Consider the following 18,245-nt stretch of genomic DNA (forward strand, 5'->3'; position numbering starts at 1 on the left):
AATATGGATAATCCAAATTACAAATCAGGGTTCGTGGCCATTGTTGGCCGGCCCAATGTGGGGAAGTCAACGTTTTTAAACCGTGTGATTGGCCAGAAGATTGCCATCATGTCGGATACGGCGCAGACTACTCGAAACAAGATTCAAGGGATCTACACAACGGATGACGCACAAATCGTCTTTATCGATACCCCAGGGGTGCATAAGCCAAAGCACAAGCTGGGCGACTACATGGTCAAGTCGGCACTGTCAGCCTTAAATGAAGTCGATGCCGTGTTGTTCATGATTAATGCCGCGGAAAAGCGTGGGGCTGGGGACAACTTCATCATTGACCGCTTGAAGGATGTTAAGGCACCAGTCTATCTGTTAATCAACAAAATCGATCAGATTCATCCAGATGATCTGTTGCCAATCATGGAACAATACAAGACGGCTTTGCCATGGAAGGCCGTTTACCCGATCTCCGCTCTGGAAGGGAATAACGTCGATGATTTTCTGAGTGACCTGGTTGATCAGATGCCCAATGGGCCACAGTATTACCCTGAAGATCAAGTGACCGATCACCCAGAACGGTTTGTGGTGAGTGAACTCATTCGTGAAAAAATCTTTATGTTAACGCGTGAGGAAGTGCCACATTCAGTGGCCGTTGAAATCGAAAGTATGAAGCAAAAAGATGAGGACCATGTCCACATTGAAGCTACGATTATTGTCGATCGGCCAACCCAGAAGGGAATCATGATCGGTAAGGGTGGAAGCATGCTCAAAAAGATTGGAACGTTAGCACGTCGGGACATTGAACACTTGCTCGGTAGCAAGGTTTATCTACAACTGTGGGTTAAGGTTCAGCCCAATTGGCGAGACAAGTCCACGTTATTGAAGAGTTATGGTTACCGGAAAGACGATCTTTAAAACTGAAGGAAAGTAGGGATGCGGTGTGGCACGTCATGTTACGGATTTTCACGGCATCCTTTTATTTCGCCGTGATTACGCCGAACGGGATTTCCTAGTGAAGTTTTTGACGCAAGAATTCGGCAAAAAAATGTTTTTAGTTCGTGGCGCCAAGAAGCGCGGTTTTAAGATGGTAGCGGATATTCTGCCGTTTACGGTAGGCGGCTACGTGGGTGACATTGCCGACGATGGTCTCTCCTACATTCGAACGGCTCGTGAGACGCATCAGTTTCAGAATATTTCCGCTGATATCTTTAAGAATGCTTATGCCACATACGTCATGAGTTTGATCGATGCGGCTTTTCCGGATAGCCAGCCGTTGCCTGACTGGTATCACAAGGTTGAACGGGCCCTGACGTTGATTGATGATGGGATGAACGCCGCTATTGTTACGAACATCATGGAGATTCAGCTGATGCCATCCTTCGGGGTGGCTCCGCAACTTCAAGGATGTACGATCTGTGGCCGTAACGATTTGCCATTCGATTACTCGGAAAGCTACGGGGGGCTGTTGTGCCAACAGCATTGGCAACGTGATCCCCGGCGATTGCACTTGTCTCAGCGAACGATTTATTATTTACGGCAGTTTTCCGTCCTGGACTTAGATCGAGTACATTCCATCAAGGTGAAACCACAGACGGAGCACGCCTTGCGGCAACTGATGGATGAGATCTATGACAGTCAGATCGGGGTGCATCCTAAGAGCAAGCGGTTCTTGGACCAGATGCAGTCCTGGTCGGCCCGGATGAAAATGCAGCCGGACAAACCAAAAGAATAATAAGGTGTTTGAAAAGCAGTTCAGGCCGACTCATTATGAGTGCTTGAACTGCTTTTTAGTCTAAATTGGGGGCATCCCGCTGGCGATTGTTTTACAGGAATGATTGGCAGGTGATGACTTGAGAGGTCAGACGTGATAGACTAGCTTCATATCGTTTTCTAATCAAAATCTTACTGTTTTCCAACGAATGGGAGTGTTTACATATGAAGTATCGGCAATTAGGTCGGTCCGGTTTAAAAGTTAGCGAACTAGCCTTAGGGAGTTGGCTGACCGATGTCAGCGATGCGGCAAAACAGACGTTAGCGGCGCAGAGTGTCCAATTAGCTTACGACAGTGGTATCAATTACTTTGACTGTGCGGACGTGTATAGCGGTGGTGGTGCTGAACGGTTCTTGGGGCAGGCATTGCAACAGTTTCCACGTAAGGAACTGGTCGTGTCGAGCAAGGTTTACTTTCCCTCAGGCAAAGGGGTTAATGACCGAGGCTTGTCACGGAAACATATTACTGAGTCGATTGATCAGTCATTGGCTAATTTACAAACAGATTATTTAGATCTGTATTTCTGTCACCGTTTCGATACGCAGACGCCGTTGGCGGAGACACTGGAGACCTTGAGTGGTTTAGTTGATCAGGGAAAGATTTTGTATTATGGGGTTAGCGAATGGACACCAGTGCAGATTCTTAAGGCGGAACTGATCATTCAGGAGCGGGGGCTTCACCCAATGACGGTGGTACAACCCGAATACAACTTCTTTGATCGTTACATTGAACATGAATTGTTAGATTTGTGTGGCGAATTAGGCCTAGGTGTCGTGCCATTCTCGCCATTGGCCCAGGGCTTATTGACGGGTAAATATCGTCAGGGACGACCCGTTCCAGCGGGGTCGCGCGGGTCCTTCCAACCGGGCTTGCAGGCACAGTTAGTTCCTGAAAATCTGACTAAGGTTGCGGAACTATCGAAGATGGCTGCGGAATTAGGCACGGATCTGGCCACTTTTGCTTTAGCCTGGGACAAACGGGACTCCCGAATTTCCAGTCTGATCGTTGGGGCCAGTAAGCCGGAACAGTTGCAGAATAATTTGAAGGCTGTTGACTTGGAGCTTCCCGCCGAATATGAAGCACGGATTGATAAGTTGTTTGGATTTAAGAAGTTTTCCCGTGAAATTTAAAGGTTGCGGAGTGGCACATCCGAGTTAATCACTCGGATGTTTTTTGTGTTGTCGGGCTGAATTGGCAAATTCAAAAAAATACGAAACTATCAAATTTTTATGATAGTGCTTATTCTCGAAAAGGGGGCTATGCCTGATAAAAGTTACGAAAGCATGGGTCGTTATTGATAAGAGGGTTCAATCTAGAAATGGTTAGATCAAATGACAGTTTGTTGACCTGAAAGACGAGCTGTGGTGACGTGGTACGATTAATAGTTGGTACATAAAGGGTTAATGATTTTTTTAATGAATTTGACCTAAATGCGTGGTCAAGGTGAAAGAAGTCCAGGCAATGTCAGTTGATCAGCAACAAACTAAAGGTTTACAAATTTCTCATTGTCGGCAATGGTTGTTTGTGGGCGTGGCCGCTGCGGTTCTCAGTACCGAGCTTCTCGTTGGCGGTGTGACTCCAGCTCAGGCCGCAACCGCCGATCAGGTACCCACGACGATTGCCGGTGAGAACCCAGCTACAGTGGACACGAAGTCTTCGGAAGGGGGGGTGTAAATAAACCGGCAAAGAAAACCCCACAGTCTAGGAAGTCATCTCATAAAAAAGCTAACTGTCATGGTCAGTCAACGCCGTGGCCTTTCACAGTCTAGCAGTCGGTAACTGGATCACGTCCGGTCAAGACGACGATGAGTCCGACATCGGCAGCCGGACAATTGAAAGGAAATTAACTGGCCACCACCCAACGATAGACGACCTTGCCGCAAACCAGTGAGAACACAAGTTTCTGGGCAGTGATCGGCGGATGGCTACTGGCTATACTTGGCGGCCTTGACTTAAGTAACCGTCGGCGAGAACCCTAGTCAGAAGAATGGGGGTCAACCATTGACATCCCCGTCTCAGACAGCTATCATAAAACTCAGTTAAATAAGTCGATTATGATGAATGAGAGTCACCGCGTGCTTGGTTAAGCGAGTTCGGGAAAGTGTAAGCCGAACCCAAGACGTGATGAGTTGGCACATTCGGAGTCGTTTCCAAGTAAGCTGCTAGTCATGTTTGACTAGAAGTAGGGTGGAACCGCGAAATTAAAACTTCGTCCCTACGTGAATTTGCCCAAGTGAATTCTCGTAGGGATTTTTTGCGCGCTTATTTGTTTAATCGATTGACCAAAACGGCCGAATTTAGTCGCTTGGCAACCACACAAGGAGGAAACAGCACCCATGACAGAAAAACTGTCCATGCAAGCAATCATTTTAAAGTTACAACAGTACTGGTCCGCACAGGGCTGCATGCTGATGCAAGCTTACGATACTGAAAAAGGGGCCGGGACGATGAGTCCTTATACCTTCCTACGGGCGATCGGACCAGAACCTTGGAACGCCGCTTATGTTGAACCTTCCCGCCGGCCAGCTGATGGTCGTTACGGGGAAAACCCCAACCGGTTGTACCAACATCACCAATTCCAAGTAGTGATGAAACCTTCACCAGACAACATTCAGGAACTTTACCTGAACAGTCTGAAGGAACTGGGAATTAACCCGCTCGAACACGATATTCGTTTCGTGGAAGATAACTGGGAAAATCCATCCATGGGTTGTGCCGGTGTTGGTTGGGAAGTCTGGTTGGACGGGATGGAAATCACCCAGTTCACCTACTTCCAAGTCGTTGGGGGGATGGCGGTTGACCCTGTCACTTCCGAAGTGACTTATGGTCTAGAACGTTTGGCCTCTTACGTCCAAGATGTCAACTCCGTCTTTGACCTGGAATGGGCTGATGGCGTTAAGTATGGGGATATCTTCAAAGAACCCGAATACGAACATTCCAAGTACAGTTTCGAAGAGAGCAATCAAGACATGCTGTTGCGACACTTCAATGAATTTGAAGATGAAGCTAAGAAGCAGATCGCCAATGGTCTGGTTCACCCCGCCTACGACTACATCTTGAAGTGTAGCCACACCTTCAACTTGCTCGATGCCAGAGGTGCTGTGTCCGTTACTGAACGTGCCGGTTACCTGTCACGCATCCGAAACATGGCGCGTGCCGTGGCGCGTGCCTTCGTTAACGAACGGAAGAAGCGTGGCTTCCCACTGATTAAGGATGAAGCCCTGCGGACGAAACTATTAGCAGATGACGAGGAGGCCAAAAAATAATGGCACACACATTTTTACTGGAAATTGGACTAGAAGAAATGCCTGCCCACGTGGTAACGCCAGCCATCAAGCAACTGGTTAAGCGGACGGCAGATTATTTAAAAGAACAGCGCGTGGCTTACGAAGACATCAAGCCGTTCTCAACGCCGCGTCGGTTAGCCATTCAAATCAGTGGGTTAGCTGATAAGCAGGAGGACATTAGCGAATCCGTCAAAGGGCCTGCTAAGAAGATTGCTCAGGATGCCGATGGCAATTGGACGAAGGCCGCGATTGGCTTTACTCGTGGTCAGGGGCTGACACCCGATGATATTACCTTTAAGGAAATTAAGGGGACGGAATACGTCTACGTAGATAAGTTTATTGCCGGTGAACCGGTTGCTACCGTCCTGGCTGGCCTAAAGGATGTTGTGACCGCCATGACCTTCCCAACGATGATGAAATGGGGGACACATCACTTTGAATACGTTCGGCCAATTCGTTGGCTTGTGGCGTTATTGGATGCCGATGTCATTCCATTCAGTATCTTGGATGTCACGACTGGCCGCAACACCCGGGGACACCGTTTCTTAGGAACCGATGTGGATATTGCCACGGCGGCCGACTACGAAGCAGACCTCACGGCGCAGTTCGTGATTGCCGATGCCGACAAGCGTAAGGCGCTCATCAAGACTCAAATCGAAAAGATCGCTACTGATAACGACTGGACCGTTTCAATCGATGGTGGCTTGTTGGAAGAGGTTAACAACTTAGTTGAATGGCCAACAGCCTTCGCTGGGAGTTTCGACGAAAAGTACCTGACCATTCCCGAAGAAGTCTTGATTACCTCGATGCGTGATCACCAACGGTTCTTCTACGCGCGGAATGCTGAAGGCAAGCTTTTGCCTAACTTTATCTCTGTTCGTAACGGGAACGATCATGACCTTCAAAACGTCGTTGCCGGGAACGAAAAGGTTCTGACAGCACGGTTGGAAGACGCCATGTTCTTCTATACTGAAGACCAGAAGAAGTCGATCGCCGATTATGTGGAACGTCTTAAGACGGTTAGCTTCCATGATAAGATCAGTACGATGGCAGAAAAGATGGATCGCGTCAAGGCCATCGTGGGCGTATTGGCCAAACACCTCCACTTAAATGATGCCCAAACGCAGGCTACATTGCGTGCCAGTGAGATTTACAAGTTCGACCTGGTTACCGGAATGGTTGGTGAGTTCGCTGAACTGCAAGGCGTTATGGGTGAGAAGTATGCGTTATTGGCTGGGGAAGATCCAGCCGTTGCGCAGGCCATTCGTGAGCATTACGAACCTATCTCCGCTAATGGCGCTTTGCCCGAATCCGTACCGGGTGCCGTATTGGCCCTGGCCGACAAATTCGATAGCATCCTGACCTTCTTTGCTGCGGGTATGATTCCTAGTGGATCCAATGACCCCTACGCTTTACGGCGTCAGGCCATCGGTATTGTTCGGATTACGACTGATCAACAATGGTCCTTGCCAATTGCTGACCTGGCCCAGGCCTTTATCAAGGCCGAAGAGGCGGCTAAGGTGGCCCCTCAACTTGACCAGGCTAGCCAAATTGAAGCAGTGATTGACTTCGTTAAGGACCGGATTCGGAAGGTCTTGCGTTCTGCTAAGCAACGCCACGATATCATTGATGCCGTGACCAACAGTTCTAGCAGCGACGTTCTGCGAATCTTCACGGCTGCCGATATCTTAGCTAGCCATGCCAACGATGCTAATTTCAAGGCCGTTATCGAGTCCTTGACGCGGGTCATTCGTTTGGCCCAAAAAGCACCGGCTGAACTGGCTACAGCCACGGTCGATGTTGATCTGTTTGAGAACGACAGTGAAGGTGCCTTGCACCAGGGCGTTGCTAAAGTAGCGACCGCTGCTGACAAGACCTTAGCCGACCTCTACGCAGCCTTGGCGGACATTCAGCCAACGATTGCGGCTTACTTTGAAGCCACAATGGTTATGGATAAGAACGATGCTGTTCGGAATAACCGGTTAACCGAGTTGAGTGGCCTGGCTCGTCTCACGCTGAAGTTGGGTGATTTGGACCAATTAATTGTTAAATAACGGGGTCTAACCCGTTAAAATGGTTGTGATTGACACCTCTGGTGTGGGTCATGGCCATTTTTATTTGTCCAAAATGACTTGGTTCGGGCACTACCCAATCTAACTTCTTTATTGGGGACGTCTTGCAAAGGTCACTATGATCGTCTCAGGTGTAGGCGGGTTTTGCTCGTCTGGAAAGGAGACGATGAGAATGTTAGTGCCAAAGTTACGGCTCAAAAATTGGCAATTGTGTCTAGGCAATGTGGTTTTGATTATTCTGTTGTGGGACGCCCAGGCTACAGGTCTGCGTTGGGGCCTGATCGCACCCGTTCGTTCGGAGAAATTATTATTGGTACTGACGCTATTTGTCGGGATTGCAGGGCTATTACCGAGTGCGTTACCGGCTCGATTTTCAGCGAGTCAGACCACTAATATTGCCCGCGATGCCAATCTATTACTCATCTTGTATCAAGTGATTTATTTGACGGCACCGCGAGTTCTGATCGCGGCTTACCCACTGGCTAGCTTGGCGGGCGGTGGCATTATCTTTAGCCTATTAGGTGTCATTATGATGTATATGCCGAGAAATGGCGTCATTGGCATTCGAATTCCGTCGACTGCGACTTCACCAGTTATCTGGCACAAGACGAACGTCTTAGGCGGGCGATTGTTCTTTTTGCTGGGAGTGGCTATCCTATTGTCTGCTGGCTTGTTGGGAGATACCTGGGGCCTGATCGTCATGGGGGTTGGCACCGTCATTATGGCGATTGTAACGGTGGTTTATGCCCATCATTTATCAAAAATGGCTCATTGAGACGCACCGATAGTTGTTTTAAATTTTTATAGGAACAATAGACGCCATAACCGGACAGGAGAGATGACGTGCGGTATACTGAAACCATGGGTTGTCAGAGAGGCTTATGAGTTGACATGCGCCGTAATAGGAGTAGTATGTATAGTGTATTTTTGCGCACGAATTCTAATTAAAGAGTCGCACTTTTCGGGTTTCCGGGGTGCGACTTTTCAAGGCTATGGTGAGTCAGGGTCATCCACGACAAAGGAGTGATTGGGTGGCAAAGATACCTGAAGATGTCATTGAAACGGTTCGAACGGCCACAAACATCGCGGATGTCGTGGGGCAATATGTGCAACTCAAGAAGTCCGGGAAAAACCTATTCGGGTTGTGTCCATTTCATGAGGAACGAACACCGTCGTTTTCCGTTTCGGAAGATAAACAGATTTTTCATTGTTTCAGCTGTGGTCGGGGTGGCAATGTCTTTAAGTTTCTGATGGAACTTGAGCACGTGTCCTTCCCTGAGGCTGTCGTGAAGGTCGCCGATTTTAGTCACGTCGACCTGGCCAATGACTATCGTCAGGAATCGACGGGCCCAGCGATGGACTCCAAGACGGGGCAATTATTGGCGCTACATGAACAGGCTGCCAAGCTCTATCATCATATTCTGGTAAATACCGAGATGGGGCAACCGGCTCTGGATTATCTCCACGACCGGGGGTTGACCGACGAAACAATTGAAACTTATCAATTGGGCTTTGCACCGGGACAACGGTTATTGAAACCGTTCTTCGAACAACGTCAGAGTGATTACCAGTTGTTGCGTCAAACGGGTCTCTTTATTGAAAATGCCGATGGCGAACTGCGTGATCGGTTCACAGAACGGGTTATGTTCCCTCTGCGTAATGCCAGCGGACATGTGGCGGCGTTCTCTGGTCGGTTACTGAAAACGGCCCCAGATCAACCCAAATATCTGAATAGTCCGGAGACCAGCTTATTTAACAAAAGTCGCTTGCTCTTCAACTTTGATCTTGCCCGCCCAGCAATTCGCCAGGCTGGTGAAGTCACATTGTTTGAAGGATACATGGATGTCATCTCGGCCACCCAAGCAGGTGTGCTAAATGGGATTGCCTCCATGGGAACAAGTCTCACAACCGAGCAAATCTATGCTATTGAGCGGACGACCGATCGACTGAACGTCTGTTACGATGGGGATGAACCCGGACAACGGGCTATCGACCGTGCGTTGCGACTTCTCGGAGAGCACAGTCACCTGCAGTTGCGGGTGATTCAGTTGCCTGAGGGTGAGGACCCGGATGAATATCGTAAGGCGCACGGTGACGAGGCGTTTCGACAAATGCTCGAGACGGCCAAGGAGCCACCGTTACAATTTCAATTACGGTATCTGCGGCGTTCTCAAGCGTTGAATACGGACAGTGAGCGGTTGGCCTATGTTAACCAGGTCATGCCGCTACTGGCTCAGGTGACCGAGCCAGTCGAACTAGATCTTTATTTGAATCAACTGACGACAGAGCTCGGCATTGATAAGGCTGCCTTGTTGGCCCAACTCAAACAGGTTCAACGAGACAGCGCAGCACAACAGGAACGCCAGCGACCGGCGCGGCAACAACAGGCGGCGCCCAGTGAACCGGTAATGACCGTTCATCAACAACAACGGCCGCTGAATCGCCTCGAACGGGCAGAACGAAGTTTATTGTATCGATGTTTACACGATCGAAACGTGTGGACGCGGGTGAGCGATGTGCCGAATTTCAGCTTTGTTCATGAGGATTATCAAGTGATTTATACCCTGGCCCAGGGCTATTTTCAAACGCATCAAGATTATCAGGCCGCTCAGTTTACGGACTTCGTTCAAGAAGACCGGCTGCAGCAGATGGTCATCGACTTAGAAACTACCAATATGGCCGCGGCGGTAACCCCGCGGGAAATCGATGATTATTTAGCGGTGATTATGGACCAAGCGCCAGTCGATGCGCAACTCCGGCAAAAGAAACAGCAGTTGGCGGAGGCTGCGCGCTTAGGTGATGCCGATCAACAGCGCCAACTCGTGGTTGAGATTGTGCAGTTAGAGCGGCAACGACAGGCGAATAAACCAGTTTAGTCTAGGGGGTATTTTAATGGCAAAAAAAACCACGGATCAACCAATGTTTGACCAGAAAGCATACAACAAGACGGTGCGTGCTCTGATTAAGAACACCAAGAAAGCGGGTCAGATCACTTATGATGATCTGACTGATAAGGTGGCTACCCCGTACACGCTGGATGCTAAGCAGATGGATAAATTGCTTGAAACAATTTCCGATGCTGGGATCAGCGTGGTTGATGCTAAGGGTGAGCCAGACCCACGGGCGGTTAAAGCCCAAAAGGCCGTTTCTAAGAAGGAATTGAAGGCTGCCGGTTCAACGACCGGGGTCAAGATTAACGATCCAGTTCGGATGTACTTGAAGGAAATTGGTCGGGTTAGCCTGTTAACGGCGGACCAAGAAGTCGCTTTGGCTTTGCGGATCGAAAAGGGTGAAGAAGCTGCCAAGCAAGAATTGGCTGAAGCCAACTTGCGGTTGGTGGTTTCCATTGCCAAGCGTTATGTGGGTCGAGGGATGCAATTCCTGGACTTGATTCAAGAAGGGAACATGGGACTCATGAAGGCCGTCGAAAAGTTCGACTACCGTAAAGGGTTCAAGTTCTCCACGTATGCCACTTGGTGGATTCGGCAAGCGATCACACGGGCTATTGCTGACCAAGCACGGACGATTCGGATTCCCGTGCACATGGTGGAAACCATTAACAAATTAATTCGGATTCAACGGCAATTGCTTCAAGACTTAGGGCGTGAACCAACGCCTGAGGAAATTGGGGCCGAAATGGATATGCCAACGGAAAAGGTTCGTGAGATCTTGAAGATCGCGCAAGAACCCGTTTCCTTGGAAACGCCTATTGGTGAAGAAGATGACTCTCACTTGGGTGACTTCATTGAAGACCAGGATGCCACGAGTCCTGCCGATCATGCTGCTTATGAACTCTTGAAGGAGCAGTTAGAGAGTGTCTTGGACACCTTGACTGACCGGGAAGAGAATGTTTTGCGGTTACGCTTTGGTTTGGACGACGGCCGGACGCGGACTTTGGAAGAAGTCGGTAAGGTCTTCGGTGTAACTCGTGAACGAATTCGTCAGATCGAAGCTAAGGCTTTACGGAAGTTGCGTCACCCGTCACGGAGCAAACAACTGAAGGATTTCTTGGAATAGATTAATTTTGAAGAGGCATCTGACATGGACTGCAGTTTTGTAGTTTGTGTCAGGTGCTTTTTTTGTTTTAAGGGACATTGGTTACAGATAATTCCGTTAAAAGACCGTCAAAATTTTCATTTAAAATGAATCGTCGAGTTGAAACCGTTTACACTGGAAAATGATTCCGGTAGACTTAATTTATTCTTTAAAAGTCTTGCAATAATCTTTAAAGGGGATATAATGTATCTCGTTTAAAAGAAATGACTTTATGCGGAAGGGAGGGTCATCGTGAAGAGCAAACCAAGTTTGGAACAAGCCTTTTGTATCGTGGCAATCTTAGGGATTCAGGACCGGAATATCCCGTTACATAGTCATTTAGTGGCCGAAAGATTGGGAATTTCGACGAGCTATTTGAAGAAGGTTGTTCAGAAATTAGCGGGTGGTGGCATTGTGAAAACCGTTTCCGGCCGTGAAGGTGGTATTGTGTTGGCTAAAGACCCTAAGCAGATTACATTGCTGGATGTTTTTGAAGCCATTGAATCTGAAACACCGTTCGTTAAGAGTACCGGGTTGGTCTCTAAAGTCTTTGGTTTTGGCAAAGAGAGTGCGTTTATGCAGACGTATGCGTTAAAAGACTTTGAGAATCAACGTCCAGTTGCGACCGTACTGGCTGTTTTCGCTGAGGCGGAACAACGTTATCGTGAGCAATTAGCCACGTTGTCGATTGGGGATATTTTGCCCACGGCAGATCATCATCCCCTCCAACTGGATTGGACCAAGTGGTTAACACGTCATTTAGCAGAATAGATAAATTTTTAAAAATTGATTAGGAGGGTTCACAACGTGCGATGGATGAATAAGCATTACATCTGGAACGTGATTGGCTGGTTAGCGATTGTTATCCTGGCCGTTGTTACGATTCCCAGCATGAGTAAATTAGTTGCGGAGAAGGGGCAAATTACCGTCCCTAGTAGCTACCAAAGTACCCGTGCCACCAACATGCAAAAACAATGGGGGCGGTCACAACGGGGGACCACGGCGGTCGTCGTGGTCTTCAATAATGGGAATTCAGCCTTAACTTCAGAGCAGAATACCCAGATCGACAAGACGATTAATCGGATCAAAGATAATGAGAATAAGTATGAAATCCGGTCAATTACAGCAGCTAGTGACAGTTCAACTGCCGCTTCACAGTTAATTTCTAAGGACAAGAGCACGCAATTACTCCAACTGAACGTGCACAAGTCGAACAACCACTCCGTCACACAGATTCGTTCTGACATCACATCGTTGGCAAAAACGAGTGGCGTAAAAACTTACGTGACGGGAGCAGACGTCTTAAATCAAGACTTCTCCGATGCCACACAAGCCGGTGTTCAGAAGACCGAGGTCATTGCTGCCATTTTTATTTTCTTGGTGCTTTGGTTGGTCTTCCGTTCACCGATTACACCACTCTTCTCCTTATTGACGGTGGCGGTATCCGTCATTACGTCAATTTCTGTCGTCGCTAACCTGGTCGATCGGTTTAACTTCCCATTCTCCAACTTTACGGAAGTCTTTATCGTCATCGTGCTCTTCGGGATTGGGACCGACTATAATATTCTCCTGTATAATGAGTTCCGAGAGCGTCTGGGTAATGGAAAGGACCGTTATACGGCCACCAAGGAGGCCATCAAGATCGGTGGTCGGACCGTGTTGTACTCTGGTCTCTCCGTGCTGATCGGGATGAGTGTGCTGGGCTTCGCCAACTTCTCACTCTATAAGTCAGCTGTTGGAATTGCCGTTGGGGTTGTGGTCTTACTGGCCGTGCTCCTGACGTTAAATCCGTTCTTTATGGCCATCTGTGGACCCAAGATGTTCTGGCCGGTTAAAAAATTCCAGGGTGAAGGCGATAGCAAGCTCTGGCACGGTATGGCCAAACATGCCATGATTCGACCAATTCTGACATTGATCGTGACTGGTTTAATCTTTGTTCCTCTGGCCCTGACGTCTCACGGGACGTTAGATTATGATAACTTGGTGGAAATTGGCGACAATGTTCCAGCCAAGCAAGGGTTCAAGATCGTTCAACAGCACTTCTCCAAGGGAACTGCCGAACCAACGACTATTTACATTCAAAGTGATCACAAGTTAGATAATGAAAAATCCTTGTTGCTAATTGACCGGTTGACGAAACAACTCCAAGCTTCTGACGGGGTCAAGACTGTGGCTTCTGTCACCCAACCCGGTGGGAAAGCCATCAAGAAGCTTTATGTTCGGAACCAAATGAGCTCCGTCACGTCTGGGTTAGCGCAGGCACAACAAGGGGTTAACAAGGTCAACAAGGGACTCAAGTCGGCCAACAGTCAATTGAGTAGCCAAAATGTTTCCGGGGCCGTTAGCGATGCTAACAAGCTTGCTAGTGGGGCGCGACAAGTCAGTGACGGAACGAGTCAATTGCAGTCGGCGATCAGCCAGGTTTCCACTGGGGTGAACACACTGAACAGTCAAGTCTCCTCCGCTTCCGGTGGCAGACAGGCTGCCCAATTGGCCCAATTGGAAGCTGCTTTGCCACAATTAAATGCGGCGATCCAGGAACTAAATTCGCAGATTCAAAACAGTAGCACGAACACCAGTGGTATCACGACGTCATTGAACAATATTGGGGCCAAGGCCACCGATATCGGCTCACAAATCGCCACGGTGCAGAGTGAAATGAAGAGTATGCCGCAGATCGATGCGGCAACGGTTGCTCAGGCCTTTAGTCAAAGTGGCGCGCCCTTGAGCGCTAAACAACAGGCCGTCTTAGCGGGCGTTCTGAAGCAACAGAGTGCTGCTCAAAGTAAGTTACAATCAACTTTGACGAGCGCCTTAACCAACATTGGTGGGGACGCAACTGCAATTGGTGCTTCAACCAAGAGTGTGGGGGCACAACTTGAATCTCTCCAGAGCTCAACGGGGCAACTTCAGACAGCTGTGGCTACATTGGCTCAGAAATCAGGGGTTGCGTTACCAGGAGCTGCCACGGCCTTGAGTGCCGCCAGTTCACAGTCGGCACAGCTGGCAAGCGCCACCGGTCAACTTTCGGGTGCTATGTTTAGCATCAACGGGAAGATGCCAACGCTAGTGTCTGGCGCGAGTCAAGTTGCGGCTGGAAATCAGACAATGGCGGAAAAATTAGCCGCTATGAGTAAGCAATTGATGGCTTTGCGGAAGGGCTTAACCTCCGCAACTAACGGGTTAACACAGGTTTCTGGCGGTGTTGGCACGGCCAACACTTACCTGAAGGGCTTGCAGAAGTCTGCGGCTTCGGAGACCTTCTACATCCCAACGAAGCAACTCCATGGAAGTGACTTTAAGCCAGCCTTAGATACCTATGTCTCGCCAAATAAGAAGTTGACGAAGCTGACGGTTGTCTTAGATGATGATCCAAGTTCAGCCGCCGCTATGGCACGGTTACCAAAGCTTGAAAAGGTCGTTACTGGGACGCTGAAGGGAACTAGCCTGGATAAGGCCAAGGTTGCCTTTGGTGGGAATACCTCACAGACCAACGATATTAATGATATGGCTTCCAGTGACTTTACGCGGACGGTTATTATCATGTTAGCTGGGATCTTCGTTGCTTTGATGATTGTGACGCACTCCCTGGTTCAACCGATCGTGATCGAGGGTATCCTGTTAGTGGCTTACTCCGGTGCTTTAACCATTGTGCACTGGTTGGTCGATCCTGTCTTGGGAACCAACATGTTGACGTGGAATACACCATTCTTCACGTTCGTTATGCTGATTTCTCTTGGGGTGGATTACTCGATCTTCCTGATGCGTAAGTACCGTGAATATCTCCATGAACCGGGAGCAACCAGTGACAAGATGTTACAGGCTGCTACAGTTATTGGAACGGTGGTCATCTCCGCTGGGGTCATTCTAAGTGGGACTTTCGCTGCCCTGATGCCATCCGGTGTGATGACCCTGATTCAAATTGCGTTAGCCGTGATCATCGGGATTATCTTGTTGGTCATCCTCTTACCAATTGTAATGCCAGCTGTTATGAAGATTACGTATCCGTACCCGTATTCTAAGATGGGACCAACCCCGACTGATGATCAGCCGGAAGAACCCCGAACGAGAAGCGGTCACTAAATTTTAAGAATGATAAGAAAAAGTGCGTGGCAGTGGCCACGCACTTTTTTTGGCGTCAAGCAAACGTATGTCTTGATCTGCGGGGTATTCAAGAGCTAACGACTAGCTTATACTAGGAGTAATGAGAATTTAAATGTGAAAGGAAGCGTTATAAAAATGGATGCAGACCACTTATCAAACCGACTGGCAACCGTTGCCAGTTATGTGCCACAGGGGAGTCGATTAGCCGACATTGGCACTGACCATGCCTATCTCCCAGTGAACCTCTTAAAGCGCGGCCTGATTGTTGGCGGAGTTGCCGGTGAGGTCGTGCGTGGCCCCTTTGAGAATGCCACTCATGAGATTCAGCGTGAAGGCCTGACAGATCGGTTGACGGCCCGTTTAGCCAATGGGTTAAAGGCAATTGAGCCCACCGATCAGATTGATACAGTCGTTATCGCGGGGATGGGGGGAACTCTGATTACTCAGATTCTGACCCAAGACTTCGATCGTTTGGTCGGGGTGAAACGTCTGATCCTCCAACCTAACGTAGGTGAAATGGTGGTTCGACGCTTCCTAATGACCCATGGTTTCCAACTGATTACCGAGAAAATTTTGGCCGAAGATGGTCACACCTATGAAGTGCTGGTTGCCGATCGGGCCGATCAACCGGAAACCTATAATGATGAAGAATTGCGCTTTGGGCCATACTTGTTACAGGAACACTCGGCAATCTTCATTGCTAAATGGCAACGTGAGCTAGCCCGGACACAAGAAGTCCTCAAGCAAGTGAAACAAGCCGCGGTGGTTCCGGAGGACAAGGTCGGGCAATTGACAGCTGAGATTCAAGAGATTGAGGAGGTTTTACGTCGTGTTAGTGCGTGATTTAGTCGAACGCTTTGAACAATTTGCGCCTCAGACTTGGGCCGAACCGGGCGATCCCGTTGGGTTACAACTGGGGAGCTTGGATGCCCCAGTCCATAAGGTTTTAGTGACCCTCGATGTTCGACCAGAGATTGTAGCCGAAGCCATTGCCGTTAATGCTGATTTCATCTTTGCCCACCACCCCATGATGTTTCATGCCGCTAAGAATCTTGACCTGGCCGATCCACAGAATAAAATGTATGCGACCTTGTTGCAGCATCATATCACGGTGTATGGGGCACACACGAACCTGGATAGTGCCCCCGGTGGGATGAATGACTGGTTAGCTACAGCACTAGGCTTAGCGGACACCACGGGTCTGATTCCTAGCAATGGTCGTGCCGCGACACCAGAGATTATGATGGGCCGGATCGGTAATTTACCCGAATCAACGACTGTCCAGGACTTTGCTTTTCGTTGCAAGAAAATCTTTAATATTGCCGGGTTACGATTGATTAGCCAGACGCCCAATGCGCCCGTTAAGCGTGTCGCCGTCCTGGGCGGTAGCGGTAGTCAATTCTATCCTGAGGCCTTGGCTAAGGGTGCCGACGTGTACGTGACGGGGGACGTGTCTTACCATACCGGGCACGACATGCTGGCGCATGGTCTCAGTGTGATCGATCCTGGCCACCACATTGAGAGTATTTGTAAAGACCGATTGACCACGTTGTTTAAGCAGTGGGCTAAGGAAAATGACTGGTCAATTGCGGTTGAAACCTCTGGGTTGAATACGGATCCCTTTACTTTTCTTTAATTTCAAAAACAGGTACACTTAATTTGTTGATTAACTTAACTGAGGAGTGATTTATTTTGGCAAAGTATGAAAATTTGATTTCCCGCTTTCTGAAGTACGTTAAGATGAATACCCGATCCAATCCGGATTCAACGACGATCCCATCTGATCCTCGTCTGACCGAATTTGCTAATGGGCTAGTTACCGATCTCAAGGCGATTGGCTTGGAAAATGTTCACATTAATCCACAGTCAAGTTATGTTTTTGCGACGTTGCCAGCCAACACCGATAAGACTGTTCAGAAGTTAGGGCTCATTTCCCACTTTGACACGGCGGACTTTAACAGTGAGAACATTACGCCAAAGTTCGTTGAGAACTATGATGGTCAGTCAGTTATCAAGCTGGATGATGCGGGCAAATATACCCTGGATCCAGCTGTCTTTCCAAATTTGAAGAATTACAAGGGCCATACCCTGATTACTACCGATGGGAGTACCTTGTTAGGGGCCGATGATAAGTCCGGTGTTGCCGAAATTATGGCCGCTGCTGAATATTTGTTGGAACATCCAGAGATCAAGCATGGTGAAATTGAGATTGGCTTGGGACCTGATGAAGAAATCGGAACAGGGGCTGACCACTTCGACGTCAAGGACTTTGGTGCTGACATTGCCTACACCGTCGATGGTGGGCCACTTGGTCAATTGGAATATGAAACGTTTAATGCCGCCGATGCACAGGTAGAAATTACTGGGACTAACGTGCATCCAGCTGAAGCTAAGGGTGTTATGGTTAATGCCTCGCAAGTTGCGATGGATTTCCATGCCGCTTTGCCAGTACATGACCGGCCAGAGAACACTGAGGGTCGCGAAGGCTTCTTCCACTTGTACAGCATGACCGGGACCGTAGATGCCGCACATTTGAGTTACATCATCCGTGATCACGATCGTCAAATCTTCGAAGATCGTAAGAAGCTCTTCCAAGGCGTGGCTGACCAGTTGAACAAGCAATATGGCTCGCAACGGGTTCAGGTGACTATCAAGGACCAGTACTACAACATGCGGGAGGTAATTGAAAAGGACATGACCGTTGTTGATCTGGCCAAGGAAGCTTTGGAAGATCTCGATATCAAGCCACTGATCTTCCCTGTTCGTGGGGGGACTGATGGGTCTAAGATTTCCTTCATGGGCTTGCCAACACCAAACCTTTTCGCCGGTGGGGAGAATATGCATGGACGTTTCGAGTATGTGTCTGAACAGACCATGGAACAGGCCACTGACGTGATTATCAAGATCGCCGAACTAGCTGAAAATAAGGCATAAATCGATTTAGTCAAAATTGGTCAAATTATTTTGAATTTGGCTGTGGAT

The 18,245-nt window shown here is 48.7% G+C and carries 15 protein-coding genes; all 15 read left to right on the forward strand.

Annotated features, from left to right (window positions below):
* The first annotated feature begins 3 nt into the window (after positions 1–3).
* The 15 genes from era (at position 4) to pepT (ending at position 18,197) form a co-directional block, all read left to right on the forward strand.
* Complete coding sequence (gene era / locus EKM71_RS01245) at positions 4–909, forward strand: GTPase Era (protein WP_125572864.1); 906 nt, start codon at positions 4–6, stop codon at positions 907–909.
* A gap of 25 nt (positions 910–934) precedes the next feature.
* Entirely contained in the window at positions 935–1,726 is a 792-nt protein-coding gene (gene recO / locus EKM71_RS01250) for a DNA repair protein RecO (RefSeq protein WP_125572865.1), read from the forward strand.
* A 203-nt stretch (positions 1,727–1,929) separates the two neighbouring features.
* Entirely contained in the window at positions 1,930–2,895 is a 966-nt protein-coding gene (locus EKM71_RS01255) for an aldo/keto reductase family protein (RefSeq protein WP_125572866.1), read from the forward strand.
* 331 nt (positions 2,896–3,226) lie between these two features.
* Entirely contained in the window at positions 3,227–3,439 is a 213-nt protein-coding gene (locus EKM71_RS01260; RefSeq protein ID WP_164504691.1) for a hypothetical protein, read from the forward strand.
* 200 nt (positions 3,440–3,639) lie between these two features.
* A complete protein-coding gene (locus tag EKM71_RS11300) occupies positions 3,640–3,744 on the forward strand; it encodes an LPXTG cell wall anchor domain-containing protein (protein WP_125572868.1) in 105 nt (34 codons plus the stop codon).
* Positions 3,745–4,101: 357 nt separating this feature from the next.
* On the forward strand, positions 4,102–5,031 hold the full coding sequence (gene glyQ / locus EKM71_RS01270) for a glycine--tRNA ligase subunit alpha (RefSeq protein WP_125572869.1): 930 nt from the start codon (positions 4,102–4,104) through the stop codon (positions 5,029–5,031).
* Positions 5,031–7,106 carry a glycine--tRNA ligase subunit beta gene (gene glyS, locus EKM71_RS01275; protein WP_125572870.1) on the forward strand — a complete coding sequence of 692 codons (2,076 nt, stop codon included), beginning with the start codon at positions 5,031–5,033 and terminating at the stop codon, positions 7,104–7,106. The genes glyQ and glyS overlap by 1 nt, the downstream gene beginning before the upstream one ends.
* Positions 7,107–7,296: 190 nt before the next feature.
* The gene (locus EKM71_RS01280; protein WP_164504692.1) at positions 7,297–7,899 is read left to right on the forward strand and encodes an SdpI family protein; all 603 of its coding nucleotides are present in this window, start codon (positions 7,297–7,299) and stop codon (positions 7,897–7,899) included.
* Positions 7,900–8,155: 256 nt separating this feature from the next.
* Positions 8,156–10,000 carry a DNA primase gene (dnaG, locus tag EKM71_RS01285; RefSeq protein ID WP_125572872.1) on the forward strand — a complete coding sequence of 615 codons (1,845 nt, stop codon included), beginning with the start codon at positions 8,156–8,158 and terminating at the stop codon, positions 9,998–10,000.
* Between the two features lie 10 nt (positions 10,001–10,010).
* Positions 10,011–11,141: an RNA polymerase sigma factor RpoD gene (gene rpoD, locus EKM71_RS01290; RefSeq protein ID WP_373875056.1), complete on the forward strand. Its 1,131-nt coding sequence runs from the start codon at positions 10,011–10,013 to the stop codon at positions 11,139–11,141.
* A gap of 270 nt (positions 11,142–11,411) precedes the next feature.
* Positions 11,412–11,930 (forward strand): RrF2 family transcriptional regulator, encoded by a 519-nt coding sequence (locus tag EKM71_RS01295; RefSeq protein WP_125572873.1) that lies wholly within the window; start codon positions 11,412–11,414, stop codon positions 11,928–11,930.
* Between the two features lie 45 nt (positions 11,931–11,975).
* Positions 11,976–15,242: an MMPL family transporter gene (locus EKM71_RS01300; RefSeq protein WP_225417973.1), complete on the forward strand. Its 3,267-nt coding sequence runs from the start codon at positions 11,976–11,978 to the stop codon at positions 15,240–15,242.
* A gap of 156 nt (positions 15,243–15,398) precedes the next feature.
* Positions 15,399–16,106, forward strand: a complete 708-nt coding sequence (locus tag EKM71_RS01305) for a tRNA (adenine(22)-N(1))-methyltransferase (RefSeq protein ID WP_125572875.1) — start codon at positions 15,399–15,401, stop codon at positions 16,104–16,106.
* On the forward strand, positions 16,093–16,899 hold the full coding sequence (locus EKM71_RS01310; RefSeq protein WP_125572876.1) for a Nif3-like dinuclear metal center hexameric protein: 807 nt from the start codon (positions 16,093–16,095) through the stop codon (positions 16,897–16,899). Before EKM71_RS01305 ends, EKM71_RS01310 begins: the two co-directional genes overlap by 14 nt.
* Positions 16,900–16,955: 56 nt before the next feature.
* Entirely contained in the window at positions 16,956–18,197 is a 1,242-nt protein-coding gene (pepT, locus tag EKM71_RS01315) for a peptidase T (RefSeq protein WP_125572877.1), read from the forward strand.
* Positions 18,198–18,245 lie beyond the last annotated feature (48 nt).

Source organism: Levilactobacillus huananensis, from assembly GCF_003946145.1.
In the GTDB taxonomy this organism is placed as follows: Bacteria; Bacillota; Bacilli; order Lactobacillales; family Lactobacillaceae; genus Levilactobacillus; species Levilactobacillus huananensis.